At 36.3% G+C, this 17,251-nt stretch carries 11 protein-coding genes; 8 read left to right on the top strand and 3 right to left on the bottom strand.

The window, feature by feature from the left end; all coding sequences use genetic code 11:
* Nucleotides 1-38: 38 nt before the first annotated feature.
* The gene (locus tag J2772_RS16670; RefSeq protein WP_209918689.1) at nt 39-2,165 is read right to left on the bottom strand and encodes an outer membrane beta-barrel family protein; all 2,127 of its coding nucleotides are present in this window, start codon (nt 2,163-2,165) and stop codon (nt 39-41) included.
* 439 nt (nt 2,166-2,604) lie between these two features.
* On the opposite strand from J2772_RS16670, the gene J2772_RS16665 reads away from it, so the two are divergent.
* Together J2772_RS16665 and J2772_RS16660 are read left to right on the top strand one after the other, a co-directional pair.
* Complete coding sequence (locus J2772_RS16665) at nt 2,605-3,342, top strand: sensor histidine kinase (protein ID WP_245365248.1); 738 nt, start codon at nt 2,605-2,607, stop codon at nt 3,340-3,342.
* A complete protein-coding gene (locus J2772_RS16660) occupies nt 3,335-4,009 on the top strand; it encodes a LytR/AlgR family response regulator transcription factor (protein WP_209918685.1) in 675 nt (224 codons plus the stop codon). The genes J2772_RS16665 and J2772_RS16660 overlap by 8 nt, the downstream gene beginning before the upstream one ends.
* Nucleotides 4,010-4,243: 234 nt before the next feature.
* On the opposite strand, the gene J2772_RS16655 is transcribed toward J2772_RS16660, so the two are convergent.
* Together J2772_RS16655 and J2772_RS16650 are read right to left on the bottom strand one after the other, a co-directional pair.
* Entirely contained in the window at nt 4,244-6,511 is a 2,268-nt protein-coding gene (locus J2772_RS16655; RefSeq protein WP_209918682.1) for an aconitate hydratase, read from the bottom strand.
* A gap of 309 nt (nt 6,512-6,820) precedes the next feature.
* Entirely contained in the window at nt 6,821-9,604 is a 2,784-nt protein-coding gene (locus tag J2772_RS16650; protein WP_209918680.1) for a bifunctional aconitate hydratase 2/2-methylisocitrate dehydratase, read from the bottom strand.
* A 290-nt stretch (nt 9,605-9,894) separates the two neighbouring features.
* On the opposite strand from J2772_RS16650, the gene J2772_RS16645 reads away from it, so the two are divergent.
* The 6 genes from J2772_RS16645 to J2772_RS16620 all read left to right on the top strand — a co-directional run bounded on the left by J2772_RS16645 (nt 9,895) and on the right by J2772_RS16620 (nt 17,244).
* Complete coding sequence (locus J2772_RS16645; protein ID WP_245365247.1) at nt 9,895-10,668, top strand: WG repeat-containing protein; 774 nt, start codon at nt 9,895-9,897, stop codon at nt 10,666-10,668.
* Nucleotides 10,669-11,112: 444 nt separating this feature from the next.
* Nucleotides 11,113-13,230 (top strand): TonB-dependent receptor, encoded by a 2,118-nt coding sequence (locus J2772_RS16640; protein ID WP_209918677.1) that lies wholly within the window; start codon nt 11,113-11,115, stop codon nt 13,228-13,230.
* A gap of 180 nt (nt 13,231-13,410) precedes the next feature.
* Nucleotides 13,411-14,163 carry a hypothetical protein gene (locus J2772_RS16635; protein ID WP_209918668.1) on the top strand — a complete coding sequence of 251 codons (753 nt, stop codon included), beginning with the start codon at nt 13,411-13,413 and terminating at the stop codon, nt 14,161-14,163.
* Nucleotides 14,151-14,702, top strand: a complete 552-nt coding sequence (locus J2772_RS16630) for an acyl-CoA thioesterase (protein ID WP_209918666.1) — start codon at nt 14,151-14,153, stop codon at nt 14,700-14,702. The genes J2772_RS16635 and J2772_RS16630 overlap by 13 nt, the downstream gene beginning before the upstream one ends.
* Nucleotides 14,703-14,854: 152 nt before the next feature.
* Nucleotides 14,855-15,784 carry a 2-hydroxyacid dehydrogenase gene (locus tag J2772_RS16625; RefSeq protein ID WP_209918664.1) on the top strand — a complete coding sequence of 310 codons (930 nt, stop codon included), beginning with the start codon at nt 14,855-14,857 and terminating at the stop codon, nt 15,782-15,784.
* A 197-nt stretch (nt 15,785-15,981) separates the two neighbouring features.
* Nucleotides 15,982-17,244 (top strand): serine hydrolase domain-containing protein, encoded by a 1,263-nt coding sequence (locus tag J2772_RS16620; RefSeq protein WP_209918662.1) that lies wholly within the window; start codon nt 15,982-15,984, stop codon nt 17,242-17,244.
* The last annotated feature ends 7 nt before the right edge of the window (nt 17,245-17,251 follow it).

The raw sequence follows: 17,251 nt of genomic DNA, 5'->3' as shown, positions 1-17,251 counted from the left end.
TTTATGGGTTTATTTTAATGTTTAACGAGAGAATTAAACTATTGGGCTCTGTTTTTCTCATCAAACTTTACATGGTGGTCTGTCTCTTTTACTTTTTTGTTTCCGAAGGTATACGTTACACTTAGATTAAGTCTTCGTGCATCCCAATAATGATCGATATAATGAGTAGAATTTGTATAATAAAGTGTTCCCTTGCCTTTGGACTGTCTGAATATATCGGCAACAGAGGCATTGATCAGAAGATTTTTGTCCATCAGATTAAGCTTAAATCCTGCAGTAAAATTCGCAATATAAGAGGAGCGTACATTGCTATAGTTTGAAGGCAAACTAAATAAATAATTCAGGAAAAACTGAACCGTCTTATCTTTGTTAAGGGAAAAATTATTCTGAATGTCGAAATCGGAGTTACTTCCTTTTCTGGAAGCCACATCCGTGGCAAAAACCTGTGTTTTCATATAAGCAAAATTGGCCGAATAATTGACTTCCCACAACCTGAAAAAAGTGTCGGAATAATTCAAAGAAACCCCTATGTTATTCTGGTTATACATATTCTGATAGGTACTTACACTGTTTTCCCCCTGCAGTGTTGTAAACTGTCTAAAAACATTTACTTCTCTCTGGAAATAAGCAGTAGCAGATAATTTGCCTTTATAAATGTAAGCCAGCTCGAAATTATGATTGAAAGAAGGGCTCATTAATGGATTTCCCGAAAAGTATGAATTTGCATTAGTATACCATCGGTACGGATTGATTGCTCTGAAGTCCGGCCTTTTGATCCTTTTCGAATAATTAAAACTGAACGTATTGTTTTCATTCTGCTTATAGGTGATGTACGCTGTGGGAAATAATTTTCCGTAAGAATTTTCCGTGTTCTGACCGGAAGAAACGGAATTTCCGTTCACTACAGAATATTCATAGCGGAGCCCTGCTTTTACAGACCATTTCTCTCCGAATTTTTTATCTAAACTTAGATAGGCCGCATAATTTTTTTCATTATATTCAAAAATATTACTCCTTGTAGGATCTGTCATATAATTACCATTGGTAAGATTCTGGTATTTTACATCCGAATTATTATCAAAATTGGTAAATTTTATACCTGTTTCAGTTTTTACAAACTCAAAAGGCAGGATAAGATCGGCCTGAGCGGAATATATTTTATAGTTGATCTCTGAAGGAGTTCTTACTATAGAATTGCTGCCCGAATTATCTGTGGTGGTAAAATCTATAGTATTTTTCGGAGCATCGGAAAAATAATTACCTGTAATACTGAATTTATTGTCTCGTTTTCCAAATTTAAGATCATAATAGGCGCTTATTGTCTGCTGTATACTCTCTGAACGATGTTCTGCATACGTTAAGAGGGTATTGGTGTAATTCCCATTCTGAAAATAATCAGTGGTACTATTAATGTTCATATTAGAATGTCCTGAGCCATAATCATAAATAAAACCGATAGTAGATTGTGAACTTAGACGATACTCCATACTCAGATTGGCTCCTAATCCATCACTGAAATCTTTTCGGACACTATTGCTTTTCGATCCGTCAGCTCCGGAAACCGTATAGTTTTCATAAGAGCGTTTAACAAGATTATATTGTCTTAGCTTCAGTGAAGAACTTAGTTTTTCGCTCTGATAGTTTATTGCAGTACTATTGGAAACTCCTGGATAAGTAGTCTGTCTTAAGCTTGTGGTAAGGCTTCCGCTCCAGCCGAGATTCTGATTTTTTTTCAAAACAATATTGATCAGTCCGCTGTTCCCCTGAGCCTCATATTTTGCTGGAGGAGTAGTAATAACCTCTATCTTTTCAATATTTTCGGACCGGAGGCTTTTCAGGTAATTCATAAGCTCACTTCCGGAAAGGTTCAGCATTCTTTCATTGACCATAATAGCTACCCCGCTTTTTCCTACAATGGAAATCCCTGAATTTTCATCCACCTTAATTAGTGGAGTACTGCTTAGAGCCTCAACCCCATCTACTCCTTGTGATGCTACGGAGCTGGATATATTGTAAATCAACCGGTCAACTTTTCGTTCTACAAGCAGTTTCTTTTTCCCTTCAACGGTTATGGTCTCTATCTTTTTTACTTTTAGGGTATCCTGCGCTTGGGCAAATGTAAATACATATGATAATAACGCAGTTGATATTACTATTTTTTTCATAGTGCTTTTTTTAGCGGTTCAAAGATATTTTCATTAAAAACCTTATAAAACAGCTATTTGGTAAAGCTCTTGATTCTATAGATTAAAATATTTTCATCGGATAAAATCTGGGGTTTATCGGAAACAGCTGTCTTACAGCTTATTAAATTCATATTTTTGTTGTATGAAAAGGAAAAGTCTAATTTATTTACATATCTTCTATTGGTTGATCTACTTTATCGGTTCAGTAGTTATTCCCGATTTTGTATATGAAAGTGCACCAAAATATCCAATTTTTAAGATCACCTTTTTTATCACAAGCTTCGTATGCTTTTATTTAAATTATTTATTTGTAGTCCCCAAATTTTTCGATATTCATAAGTTCTATAAATCGGTAATTGCATTTTTGCTTAGTGTAAGTTGTTTCGTAATCGTTAGATATTTTATAGAACAGTTATTTATGCCGACTTTCTTTGGATTTAGAAATTATGGTATGGGAACCAGCTTTGGGCTTTATTTTTTTGATAATATATTTCATAGCAGTACTACTATTTTTGTGAGTACTACTTTTTGGTTTTTTAACTATTTTGTAAATGCAGAAAAAGAAAACGCAGAACTGATTGAGACTAAAAAAAGCGCTGAGCTTCAGGCTTTAAAAACACAGATCAATCCTCATTTTATCTTTAACTCTTTAAATAATATTTACTCATTAGTATACCAAAAATCTGATAAGGCATTGCCTGCCATTGAGGAACTCGGGCAATTATTGAGGTACAGTACAAAAGACCTGGAAGAAGATTTTATTTCCTTGGATAAAGAGATTGGGTATATCGACAGTTTAGTTGAGCTGGAAAAACTGAGACTCAGAAATCCGGAATTGATTCTTGTTGAAAAAAATATTCAGCATCCTCATCTGAATATTTCACCGATGCTTTTGGTGCCATTTGTTGAAAATGCTTTTAAACATGGGGATCTTCGAGGTAAAGGATTTGAACTGCAAATTTCTGAGGAGAATAAGATATTGCATTTTTATCTTTTAAACTTTAAAAAAGATAAGATGAAAGATTTAGGTTCAGGAATTGGTATTCAGAATGTGAAAAAAAGACTGGAAATATTATATCCTAAACATGAGTTGAGTATAAAAGACTCCGAAACAGAATTTGTTGTAGATTTAAAAATTGATTTGAAGGATGAATAAAATCAAATGTATCATCGTTGATGACGAGCCTCTGGCCATTTCACTTCTTGAACAGTATGTACAGAAAATTCCTTTTCTTGAGCTTGTTTTTTCCACAGAAAACCCCATTGAGGCACTGGAGTATATTCAGAATAATGATTCAGACCTGATTTTTCTGGACATTCAGATGCCGGAGCTTACCGGAATCAATTTTATGAAAATTGTAGGCGCTAAGCAAAAGTATATTCTAACAACGGCTTATTCAGAATATGCATTGGAAGGATATGAACATAATATTGTTGATTATCTCCTGAAACCAGTATCCTTTGAAAGATTTCTGAAAAGTGCCATGAAGGCTCAGGAACGATTTTCTTTTCAGGAAGAAGATACTCATTTCTTCGTTAAGTCTTCAGGGCAGCAGCATCGCATCAACTTTAATGAGATCCTTTATATTGAAAGTATTAAAGATTATGTGAATATCCGAACTGCCGGAGAAGAATATATCGTTCTGGATACGCTTAAATCTATGGAAAATCAGCTTTCTGATAGGTTTGTAAGGATTCATAAGTCTTTTATCATTAATCTGGATAAAATCAAAAGTATTGGAGCTAAAAAGCTGATGTTATTAGAACAGGAAATTCCAATCGGAGATAGTTATAGATCTAATCTACTAGAGAGATTGAAATAGAATAGGATAGCTATTCAAACCTATAAGGTTTAGAACTAATTCTTCATCCACGATCTGTGTAATCAGCAAAATCAGCATGAGATTTTAAAAAGTTTATTCTCACGATTTTGGAGATTGAGCAGATTTTTTAGGTTTTGATTAAAGCCATTAGAATACAGATTAGGAATTATAAAACATAAAAGCCGGCTTCCATAGAAGCCGGCTTTTATAATTAATCGATCTAACAATTAATTCTTATTTCTCTTGTTGTTTAATCAGGTTCAATGCAGAACCAGCCTTAAACCAATCAATTTGTTGGTCGTTATAAGTATGGTTGGCCATGATGATGTCTTTAGTTCCGTCTTTGTGAACAAATTCTAAAGTCAATTGTTTTCCTGGAGCAAACTGGTCAAGGTCTAAGAAGTTAACCGTGTCATCTTCCAGGATTTTATCATAATCAGCCTCATTAGCGAAAGTAATTCCCAACATCCCTTGTTTTTTAAGGTTTGTTTCGTGAATTCTTGCGAATGATTTTACCAATACAGCTTTTACACCAAGGTGTCTAGGTTCCATGGCAGCGTGCTCTCTTGAAGAACCTTCACCATAGTTTTGGTCTCCTACAACAATGGTTGGAACACCTGCAGCCTTGTAAGCTCTTTGTACAGCAGGAACTTCTCCATATTCACCCGTTAATTCATTTTTAACGTGGTTGGTTTCCATGTTGTAAGCATTTACAGCACCAATCAGCATATTGTTTGAAATATTGTCTAAGTGACCTCTGTATTTCAACCATGGTCCAGCCATAGAAATGTGGTCAGTAGTACATTTTCCGAAGGCTTTGATTAATACTTTCGCTCCTGTAATATTTTTACCATCCCAAGCCGGGAATTCCTCTAATAGCTGAAGTCTGTCTGAAGTAGGGCTTACATTAACCACAACACCGGATCCATCTGCAGATGGTGCCTGGTAGCCATTGTCATCTACAGCAAAACCTTTTGCAGGAAGTTCGAAACCATTAGGTTCGTTAAGTTTTACCTGCTCACCAGCTTCGTTAGTTAAAGTATCAGTAATCGGGTTGAAGTCTAATCTACCTGAGATTGCCACAGCCGCTACCATTTCAGGAGAAGCTACAAATGCATGGGTATTGGGGTTACCATCAGCTCTTTTTGCAAAGTTTCTGTTGAAAGAGTGAATAATCGAGTTTTTCTCTCCTTTTTCAGCACCTTCTCTGTCCCATTGTCCAATACATGGTCCACAAGCGTTGGTAAAGATTCTTGCGTTTTCAAATTTTCTGAATGAATCTAAGAAGCCATCTCTTTCCGCAGTGAATTTCACCTGCTCAGAACCTGGGTTAATCCCTAAAATTGCTTTAGGTTTTACTCCTTTGGATACAGCATCTTCTACGATGGAAGCCGCTCTTGATAAATCTTCATAAGAAGAGTTGGTACAAGAACCGATAAGCGCCCATTCAACTTCCAATGGCCATCCGTTAGCCTCAGCTTTAGCTTTGAATTCAGCAACTGGAGTTGCCAAGTCCGGAGTGAAAGGTCCGTTTAAGTGTGGAGTAAGTTCAGAAAGGTTAATTTCAATTAATTGATCGAAATATTGTTCCGGGTTTGCGTATACTTCAGCATCCCCTGTTAAATGTTCAGCAATTTTATCTGCTGCATCTACCACATCTTGTCTTCCTGTAGCAGAAAGATATCTTCTCATAGAGTCATCATATCCGAAAGTAGACGTTGTAGCTCCGATTTCAGCCCCCATATTACAAATGGTACCTTTACCCGTTGCAGAAAGAGATTCTGCCCCTTCACCGAAATATTCTACGATACATCCTGTACCTCCTTTTACGGTAAGAATTCCCGCTACTTTTAAGATGACATCTTTAGCAGAAGTCCATCCATTCATTTTACCGGTTAATTTAACCCCGATAAGTTTAGGCATTTTAAGCTCCCACGCCATTCCTGCCATTACATCTACTGCATCAGCACCACCTACACCAATAGCAACCATTCCTAGTCCGCCGGCGTTTACGGTGTGAGAGTCGGTTCCAATCATCATTCCTCCGGGGAAAGCATAATTTTCCAATACAACCTGGTGGATGATACCTGCTCCAGGCTTCCAGAATCCGATTCCATATTTATCACATACAGAACTTAAGAAGTTGAACACCTCGGAGTTTTTGTTGATACCTTCCTGTAAATCTTTATCAGCACCTACTTTCGCCTGGATCAGGTGATCTGCGTGAGCTGTTGAAGGAACAGCTACTTTAGTTTTTCCAGCTTGCATGAACTGTAAAAGCGCCATTTGTGCTGTTGCATCCTGCATGGCTACTCTGTCTGGTGCAAAATCTACATAAGAGTTTCCTCTTTCATATGCTTGTGTAGCATTTCCTTCCCAAAGGTGGGTGTAAAGAATTTTTTCTGAAAGGGTAAGAGGTTTTCCCACGATTTGTCTTGCCGCAGCAATTCTCTCAGGGTAACGCTCGTACACTTTTTTGATCATATCAATATCAAAAGTCATATCGTATTTAGTTTTGTTCGTTAATGTTTCTTTCTCTTATATTTTGAAAGAGAAAAATCGTTTTTTATACATCAAAAAATGTTCCTATAATCCATAAATAGGGTAGTTTTGATTCTAAAATCAAAAGATTTTATAACTTTCAATTTAAGAAAAAATAGATTCTATTTTCCCGGTTTTCTCAGAAAAAAATCGTATTTAAGTTAAAATAGAACGATTCTAAACAAAAAATGGAAGATTTTAGATCCAAAAGGACTAAAATCTTCCACTGATATGATTTTCAATAGTCTTGCGACTTATTGGCTAATGCTGTTAGTGAGCACTTGTACTTGTTAATTCCTTAATAGAAGGGACAAAAGTAGTAAGGTCAATACCTTCAACAGCTGCTTTATATTCTTCAATACTTGGAATTCTTCCGATGATGGCAGAAAGAACAACAACCGGAGTTGAAGCCAATAAAGATTCTCCTTTTTTACGTTCAGAATCTTCTACCACTCTTCCTTGGAATAGACGTGTTGAAGTAGCCAATACGGTATCTCCTTTAGCTGCTTTTTCCTGATTACCCATACAAAGGTTACATCCAGGACGCTCAAGGTACATTACATTTTCATATTCTGTACGAGCTTCACCTTTTGGAGCATTGTCATTAAATTCAAAACCTGAATATTTCTCTAATAATTCCCAGTCGCCTTCAGCTTTTAACTCATCAATGATGTTGTAAGTAGGAGCTGCTACTACCAGTGGAGCATTGAATTCTACTTTACCTTTTTGTTTCTCTAGGTTTCTCAACATCTGAGAAACGATCTTAAGATCTCCTTTGTGAACCATACAAGATCCAACGAAACCAAGATCTACTTTTTTCTCACCACCATAGTAAGAAAGATCTCTGATGGTATCATGAGTATATCTCTTAGAAACATCGTCATTGTTTACATCCGGATCAGCAATCATAGGTTCTACGATTACATCAAGATCTACAACAACTTCAGCGTAATATTTAGCGTTTGAATCTGGAGTAAGAGCTGGTTTTTCACCTGATCTGATCTCTTCAATTCTCTTATTAGCTTTGTCAATTAATCCCTGAAGAACTTTGTTATGGTTATCCATTCCTTTGTCAATCATAATCTGGATTCTGCCCTTAGCAATTTCCAATGATTCGATTAGGGTATTGTCTTCAGAAATGTTGATAGACGCTTTTGCCTTCATTTCAGCAGTCCAGTCTGTAAATGTGAATGCCTGGTCAGCAGGAAGTGTTCCGATGTGAACCTCAATGATTCTTCCCTGGAATACGTTTTCTCCACCGAATTGCTTTAACATCTGAGCCTGAGTAGCATGTACCACATCACGGAAATCCATGTGAGGCTTCATTTCACCTTTAAAAGTTACTTTTACTGATTCAGGAATTGGCATGGATGCTTCACCAGTAGCTAATGCAAGAGCAACAGTTCCTGAGTCAGCTCCGAAAGCAACTCCTTTAGACATTCTTGTATGAGAGTCACCTCCAATGATGATCGCCCACTCGTCTACAGTGATATCGTTAAGAACTTTGTGAATAACGTCAGTCATAGAGTGGTATTCACCTTTCGGGTCACGAGCTGTGATTAATCCGAAATCATTCATGAATTTCATTAGCTTAGGAATGTTAGCCTGAGCTTTTTTATCCCAAACTGAAGCGGTGTGACAACCTGATTGGTAAGCCCCGTCAACAACTGGAGAAATTACAGTAGCAGCCATTGATTCAAGCTCCTGAGAAGTCATAAGACCTGTCGTATCCTGAGATCCAACGATGTTTACCTGTACACGAACATCAGAACCAGCATGTAATACTTTTCCTGGTGTAGTTCCTACAGCATTTCTGTTGAAGATTTTTTCAACTGCCGTAAGACCTTGTCCTTCGTGAGAAATTTCTTTTGATGGAGCAAAAACAACCGGAGCCTCAACACCTAAAACCTGAGCAGCAAATGTTTGTAATTTCTTACCGAATACGATTGCATAAGATCCTCCAGCCTTGATGAATTCCATCTTTTGTGGCGTGAAAGACTTCGCAAGGTCAATAAGTTCCTGATCTCCGTTATATAATTTCTTTTCTTTTGTATTAATAGTTAAAACAGTTCCTGTAGCTACTGAATAAGCTTCTTCAAGAACAATATCACCATTTTCGTTACGAATAGGGTTTCCGTTTTCGTCTACTTTCTTCACCCAATTCTTAAGGTCAACACCAATACCTCCGGTAACATCAACTGTAGTAAGGAAGATTGGAGAAATACCGTTTGTTCCTCCTACGATTGGAGCGATATTTACGAATGGTACATAAGGGCTGGCTTGTTTACCAGTCCATAAAGCCACATTGTTTACTCCTGACATTCTGGATGAACCTACACCCATTGTTCCTTTTTCGGCGATAAGCATAACGCTTGCATCAGGATGTTGTGCCTGTAATGCTTTGATTTCTTCCTGAGCTTCAGGAGTAATCATACATTTACCGTGAAGTTCACGGTCTGATCTTGAGTGTGCCTGGTTACCCGGAGAAAGTAAATCGGTAGAGATGTCTCCTTCACCAGCGATATAAGTAACTACTTTGATTTCTTCAGCCACTTCAGGTAGCTTAGTGAAGAATTCAGCTTGTGCATAACTTTCTAAAATTTCTTTAGCAATTGCATTTCCGCTGTTGTATGCCTCTTTTAAACGGTTAGTGTCCGCTTCATAAAGAAAAACCTGAGTTTTAAGAACGTCTGCAGCTTGTTGAGCAATCGCAGCATCGTTACCTAAAGCTAGGTCTAATAATACTTCGATGGATTTACCTCCTTTCATGTGAGATAATAATTCGAAAGCAAAAGTCTGAGAGATTTCTTCTACTACGGATTCACCCAGAATGATCTCTTTTAAAAATTTAGCTTTTACAGCAGCTGCACTTGTAGTTCCCGGTAGGGTGTTGTAGATGAAAAATTTAAGAGAGTCCGTTCGATCTGCATTATCTGAATCTTTGATTTGTGCGATGATTTCGCTTAGTAATTCAGCACCATCAATTGGCTTTGGATGAAGCCCCTGGTTTTTTCTTTCTTCAATCTCTTTGATGTAATCCTTATAAATATTCATAATAGAAGGTCTTTCAATATTAAAGGTAGAGTATTTCGCTGCTTCTTTACTGGTCTGTATAATACAGTTAATGACATTTTGAGATCTCGCATGTGATGCAACATTAACCAAAGAAGGTCAGCATAATCTACGTTTTTTTAAAAAGTTTTTTAAATTATTAAACAATTCAAAATGTTCCCCAAAATTACGAAATTTTACGATTTTATGAGAATGAAATTATTTAGATTCTTTATAAATATGAATTTGATATTTTCTATTTTTGGCCGTAATATTGCAGACAAATGATGAATATGAAAAATATCCTGAATGTTTTGTGCGTTTTTATTTCGATTTCTGTTTTCTCTCAGACCAAATCTGTGAAGAAACCTGTGATTAAAAATGTTACGAAAACTACCGTGAAAAAAGAGAGAAATGCCGTAGTCAGGCATAATCCGGATCTGGTAGTGGTCAACAAAGATCTCCCACTTCTGATTCCCAAAAAGAAAGGAGATAGTTTCGGGTATGTCAATCAAAACGGAAAATACATTATTCAGCCGGAGTATCATATTGCCGTATTCTTCTATGAAGATTGTAACCTTCTTAATTCTCCGAATGAAAAAGTGAGAAAATATGGGACAAAAAATTATGCAACAGTAGAAAAGAACATGATTTCTTACCGTGTAGACCATTCAGGGAAAAGAGTATATCAGTTTAAAGATTCCGATCTTGGAAAATGTAAGTTTGAAGAATATAAACAACAGCTTTTTCAGGCTTATGTTTTAAATGGTTTCTACGGAATCATCGAAAAATCAAAATTCGTCAACGCTGCAGATTATCGTCAATACCAGATCTACCCGCAATATCAGTATCTCTACATTATGGAAGGTGATGATGTTGCTGATCCGATGATAGTTGCTTCAAACAACGATAAATTTGGGGTTATTGATGTCAATAATAAAGTTATTATTCCTTTTGAATATTCAAATATTAAAAGAAACTTCAGCTGGAAGCTTGGAAAAATGTTTGAAGTGACCAAAGATGGGAAAAACTATTATTATATTGACGCGAATAATAAGACATACTAAAATTATAAGTGATGATTGATGATTGCTCATTACTCATGAAGGTTTTATAACTCCTATTGAGTCATCAACAACTTTGTATTAATCTTAACAAGTTGTTTATTCTGTTCTGTCATTCTGAATACAGACTGAAGGTCTGCGAACGTAGCTCAGAAGTGAAATGAAGAATCTCATTTATAATAGAGATTCCTCCTTCGTCGGAATGACAAGGAATACCGTAATCTGATTTATTTTACATTTTATATTTCACATTTCGTACATCACTTCATCTCATATATTTTTCGTAATTTTGCAGCTGAAATAAAGGGGTGCTTTAATAGGCTGAGATTATACCCACCGAACCTGGAACAGGTAATGCTGTTTAGGGACATCAACTCTACAGAGGGTTGAATTTGTATAATATCTTATCGATCCCCTTTTATTCATTAAATGTTAAAGATTTATAGAATGAAAGGATTATTTTTTTTAGGGCTTACTGTAGGCTCTGTAGCCTTTATTCAGGCTCAAAACACGGATTCTCTGAAGGTCAGAGAAATAGAAGCGGTTAGCTTTACGAAAAGACTTCCTGTTGCTAAGGAAATTATCAATGTTCAGAAAGATTTAGATGGTAAAAATTTAGGACAGGATCTTCCTGTCCTCTTGAAAAATCAAACTTCAATCATTTCCACTTCAGATGCCGGAAATGGTGTAGGATATACAGGTTTTAGAATTCGTGGAGTTTCCGGAACAGCCATCAATGTTATGATGAACGGGGTTCCTTATAATGATTCTGAAAGCCAGGGTACCTTTTTTGTAAATGTTCCGGATTTAACAAGTTCTGCTTCACAGATTGTTATTCAGAGAGGAGTAGGGACTTCCAATAATGGAGTATCTGCCTTTGGAGCAAGCATCAATGTGATTTCAAGAGAGCCGGAAGAGAAATTTTACTTTAAAACCGATGATAGCTATGGTTCTTTTAATACCTATAAATATTCAGCTGAGGTAGGTTCCGGAAAATTCTGGAAAAACCGTCTTTCTGTAATGGGGAGATATACGAATATTCATTCTGACGGATACATAGACAGAGCTTCTTCTGATTTGCATTCTTACAACTTTACAGCCTTGTTTGAAGAAGGGAAAACCAAATTGCGTTTAATGGCTTTTGGTGGAAAAGAAAAGACATATCAGGCATGGAACGGGATCAGCAGAGAAATGTGGGAGACCAATCCAAGATTCAACAGCTCGGGTAAAATTAAGGATGCCAATGGAAACATTGTAGGGTTCTATGATAACGAAACAGATAATTACAGACAGAACCATTATCAGTTGCTTTGGGAGCAAAAATTCAATGACCGTTGGAACCTTGAAACTACTTTCCATTACACCAAAGGAAAAGGATACTACGAAAACTATAAACAGGCGAGTTCTTTCTCGAAATACCATCTCCCTGACATTATTGAAGGCGGACAAACCATTACCAAATCAGATTTTATCAGAAAGAAATGGTTGGATAATGATTTCTACGGAATCGTTTCTACATTGTATGGTAAGTTTGAAAATCTTGATTTAAACTTTGGGGCTGTTGCCAATCAGTACTACGGAAAACATTACGGAAACGTTACCGGTGTATTCTATCCGCAGATCAATGAAAGTGAATATTATAGAAACCGTTCAATAAAGAATGAAGTCTCTGGGTTTGCAAAGGCTTTATACAGAATGGATAATTTTGAATTCTTTGGTGATCTACAGCTTAGAAGCATCAATTACAATACAAAGATCATCATGGCAGGAGATGATGATGGTGCTGATCTGGACAAAAACTGGCTGTTCTTTAATCCAAAAGCGGGTGTGAATTATAAAATCAATGACGGGAAAATATTCCTGTCTTATGCACATGCTCAAAGAGAACCCAACAGAGCAGATATCATGGCAAATAATGATGTAAAGCCTGAAAAACTTCATGACTTTGAAGCTGGTTTTGAGAAACAGTTTGGATTTTTATCTTTAACGGCGAATGTTTATTACATGTATTATGTGAATCAACTGGTTCTGAATGGTCAGCTTAACAGTGTTGGAGCATTTATCAGAACCAATTCAGGGAAAAGTTACAGACGTGGGGTAGAGGTTGGAGCTTTGGCAAAACTTTCAAAACAATGGGAAGTTTCCGGAAACCTGACTGTAAGCCAGAACAGAAATCAGGATTTTAATATAGAAGTTGGGACATCACCGGTAAGCCTTGGGAATACTCAAATCTCGTTTTCTCCAAATATGATTGCTAATGTAGGAGTAAGGTTTAATCCAAATAAAAATTTCCAGTTTGCTTTAATGAATCAATATGTTGGAAAACAGTATCTGGATAACACGGAAGATAAAAATTTAGAGCTTAAAGACTACTTACTGACAGATTTTAATGCACAGTATCAGTTCAAGATCGGTCGCAATGATATTGCTTTAAAACTATTGGTGAATAATCTGTTCAATAAAAAATACGTGAATAATGGCTCTGTTAATGAAGATGGCAGTCCATTATACTTTGCCCAAGCAGGAACCAACTTTATGTTTGGGATCAGCTGGAAAATTCAATAGCTGGAAAGAAAGTAAAGGCTGTAAATAAGTGAATTGCCAATTTATCTTAAAAGAGATTAGGGATAATGAACAGTGAACCTATTTTAATATGAAATACTCAAAAGGCTGCTTTGGCAGTCTTTTTTTATATGCGTTAAATATCTTCAAAAAGTCATGAAAAAGTTATAAATTTGCCACCAAATGAATATTTCAGCATACATTTTAGAATATTTAAAACAATTTGGAACTGTCATAGTTCCAGGCTTTGGGGTGTTTTCTCTGAAAAATTCTAAGGCAATTATCAATTCGGAAAACGGAAGTATCCTGCCTCCTGCAAGTCAGATTGAATTTACAATTGACTATGAAGTACAGGCTGAAGACCTTACCGTTTTTATTGCTAAAGAAAAACAGATGTCTGTAGAGGCTTCCAGAAGTGATCTGAAGATACAGACTGATTTTTGGAAGAAAAAGCTTCAGGCAGAACAGGTTCTTGAAATTCAAAATCTGGGAACGATCTTTACTGAAGAAGGACATACTCATTTCAAAGGGAAAAGAGTAGAGGCAGGACGTCCGGATTTTTTCGGATTAGAAGAGATCAGATTCTCCGATATTAATAATGGCGAAAAAGTAAGCACTTCAGAGAACAGTGAAAAAGATTATAAATTCAAGAAGACCATTCTTTGGTTCTTCCTGTTGATTATTCCGATTCTCGGTATTGTATACTTTGCATTTACCCAAAAGGAACTGCTCTTTGGAAAGAAATCCTTTAATAAAGTGTCTGTACAGACTTCTACCCACCGAATTGTAAAAGACACGGTGAAAGTAATGGTACATGCTCCTCAAACAGCTGTTTCAGATTCCCTGAAGAAAGATTCATTGGTAAAAACTTCCGGAAAAACTATTAAAACAGTTCCGGTTGCTCCAAAAAACACTAAGAATAAATGGCAAAAATAAAAACAGCGTCAGAATCTCTGACTATTATGACCAATATCGTTCTTCCGAACGAAACAAACTCTCTAAGAAACCTTTTTGGTGGTGAACTTTTAGCAAAAATGGACAGATGTGCTTCCATTTCTGCAGCAAGACACTGTGAAAGAAGAGTTGTAACAGCCTCTGTAAACCACGTTTCATTCAATCATCCGATTCCTGAAGGAGGAGTTGTAGTACTAGAATCTAAAGTCTCCAGAGCATTCTCAACTTCTATGGAGGTTTATGTGGATGTATGGTCTGATGATCCGATTAATCAGAAAAAAATTCATACCAATTCAGGGATTTATACCTTCGTTGCAGTAGATGAATTTAACCGTCCGATTCCAATCCCAGATATGGTTCCGGAAACAGAAGATGAAAAAGAAAGATATGCAGCTGCATTCCGTAGAAAAGAACTTTCATTAATTCTTTCCGGAAGAATGAAACCTTTGGAATCTGTAGAGCTTAAGAAATTATTCCAGGAACCAGAGGAGCCACAAGCTTCTAAGAAGGATAAAAAATAAAAACTTTGAAATGCTTTTAATACTGGAACTCCCAAATTAAAAGCATTTTATTTTTATATGTGTTTAGTAAAATTACAATTGCTTTTGTCTGAAAAATGATAATGGTGTTATTTGTGAAATCAATTCGTGTCATTTGTGTTTAAACCCGATCTATGAAAATTCTCCTTTTAGATAAAAATCATCCCCTTATCACTGAGCAGCTTTTAGCTAAAAACTTTATTTTGGAAGAAGATTTTACTTCCACTTATGATGAGGTTTGTGATAAAATCAACAACTATGATGGTATCATCATCAGAAGCCGTATTCCCTTGGATAAAAACTTTCTTGAACAGGCACAAAACCTGAAGTTTATAGCCAGGGTAGGGGCGGGGATGGAAAATATTGATATTCCTGTGGCTGAAAAACTTGGTATTCAATTAATCAATTCTCCGGAGGGAAACAGAGATTCAGTAGCTGAACATGTTGTTGGGATGCTGTTGGTGCTGATGAACAGGCTTTTCATTGCTTCTCAGGAAGTGAAGAACGGTATATGGAAGCGTGAAGAAAACAGGGGTGATGAATTGCTGGGAAAAACTGTTGGTTTGATAGGCTATGGAAATATGGGGAAAGCTACAGCTAAAAGACTTTCAGGTTTTGGATGTAAAGTGATCTTCCATGATATTCTTCCCAGCCTTTCTGATGAATGTGCCACTCAGGTTACATTGGATGAACTGAAAAAGTCTGCAGAAGTATTGAGCCTGCATATTCCTCTAACTTCTGAAACCCATTATCTTATTGATGGAGAATTCATTTCTGAGATGAAAAACGACTTTTATTTTGTGAATACAGCAAGAGGGAAAAATGTAGAAACTAAAAGTTTAGTAGAAGCATTGAAATCCGGAAAAGTAAAAGGAGCTTGTCTCGATGTATTGGAATACGAAAAGTCCTCTTTTGAACATCTTGAAACGGAGAATGAAGACCTGAAATATCTATTAGAATCCGAAAAAGCAATGGTAACTCCGCATATTGCAGGCTGGACGCACCAGAGTAAAGAAAAATTAGCGCAGTTTATTGTAGATAAGATTGTTGCCTCACATGGTTAAGCAATAAGTAAAAGAGATAACAAAGAAGGCTGAGGAAGTAATGATATAGAAGATACTTTCTCAGCTTTTTTGTTTTATCCGTTTTCATGATTTTCTTTTTTTGTTTTTCTCTCATTATGTTAAATTATTCATAATGTGTCCTCATATTTACAATTTATTTTCGACTTTTATTAAATTGCCGCTCATTTTTGAATCTTATGAAGATGCGTAATTTAGTACTTACTGTAACTGTTGTTTTATCCCTTTTTTCTTGTAAAAATAAATCTGAATCCAAAGCAGTTTCAGCTGAAAATACCACCAACCTTCCCAATTATGGAAGTGTGGACTTAAGCCATGTTTTTACCAAAGAAGACGGACTGCTTTCTAATAAAGAATCTATAACAGGTTATATAGATCAGTACTATAAAAAAATATGGGAAGGCGGAGATCTTAGTGGCGGAATTTTAGTGGCTAAAGGGGACGAAATTTTATACGAAAACTACAGAGGTTTTGGTAGAGAAGGCAATCAGATGCCAATTGATAAAAATACACCATTACACGTAGCTTCGGTTTCAAAAACATTAACGGCAATGGCCATGATGAAGCTTATAGAAGCCGGAAAAATAAAACTTACCGACCATCTTACCCAATTCTTTCCGGGATTTCCTTATCCGAATGTAACCGTTCAGACTTTATTGGATCAAAGAAGCGGACTGCCGAAATACGAATACTTTATTACCAAAATACAACCTGCCCCGGCAGAACTGTCGAAGCCGTTTATTACGAATCAGGATGTATTGAATATGATTATCAAATATAAACCGGACCTGGCAAGAGATACCGATACCGGATTTATGTATTGCAATACAAACTTTGCCCTGTTGGCTTTGCTGATTGAAAAAGTAACCAAAACTCCTTTTCCGCAGGCAATGAAAGAAATGGTTTTTACACCATTGAAAATGACTAATACTTACATTTTTCAGGAAAAAGATATCCCAACAGCTTCACAGTCTTTCTATTACGGCGCTAATAAGTTATATCCTTTAGACCGTCTGGATTTAATTTATGGAGATAAAAACGTTTATACTACACCAAGAGATTTATATAACTTCTCAAAAGCAATGTTCTCAAAAGATTTCCTGAAGCCGGAACTGATGCAGATGGTATTTACGCCGTACAGCAATGAAAAAGCGGGAATGAATAATTATGGTCTTGGCTTTAGAATGAAAATCTTCGATAACGGTGAAAAACTAACCTATCACAACGGATGGTGGCACGGAACCAACTCTGTATTTGCCCATCTTTTAAAATCTAAAGTGACTATTGTAGCCATCGGAAACAAATATTCAGGCAAAGTTTATACAGCACTTGCATTGTCCGGATTATTTGAAAATTTCCCTTTACAGCAGGAAAAACTTCAGACCGTAATGAACGATAGTAAAGATAGTTTGAATAGCGGACATGAAGTTTTTGGAGAATAATGTTTAC

This window comes from Chryseobacterium jejuense, assembly GCF_017877355.1.
GTDB lineage: Bacteria > Bacteroidota > Bacteroidia > Flavobacteriales > Weeksellaceae > Chryseobacterium > Chryseobacterium jejuense_A.
The sequence above is the reverse complement of the archived record's forward strand: the minus strand, read 5'-3'. Positions and strand labels throughout refer to the sequence as shown.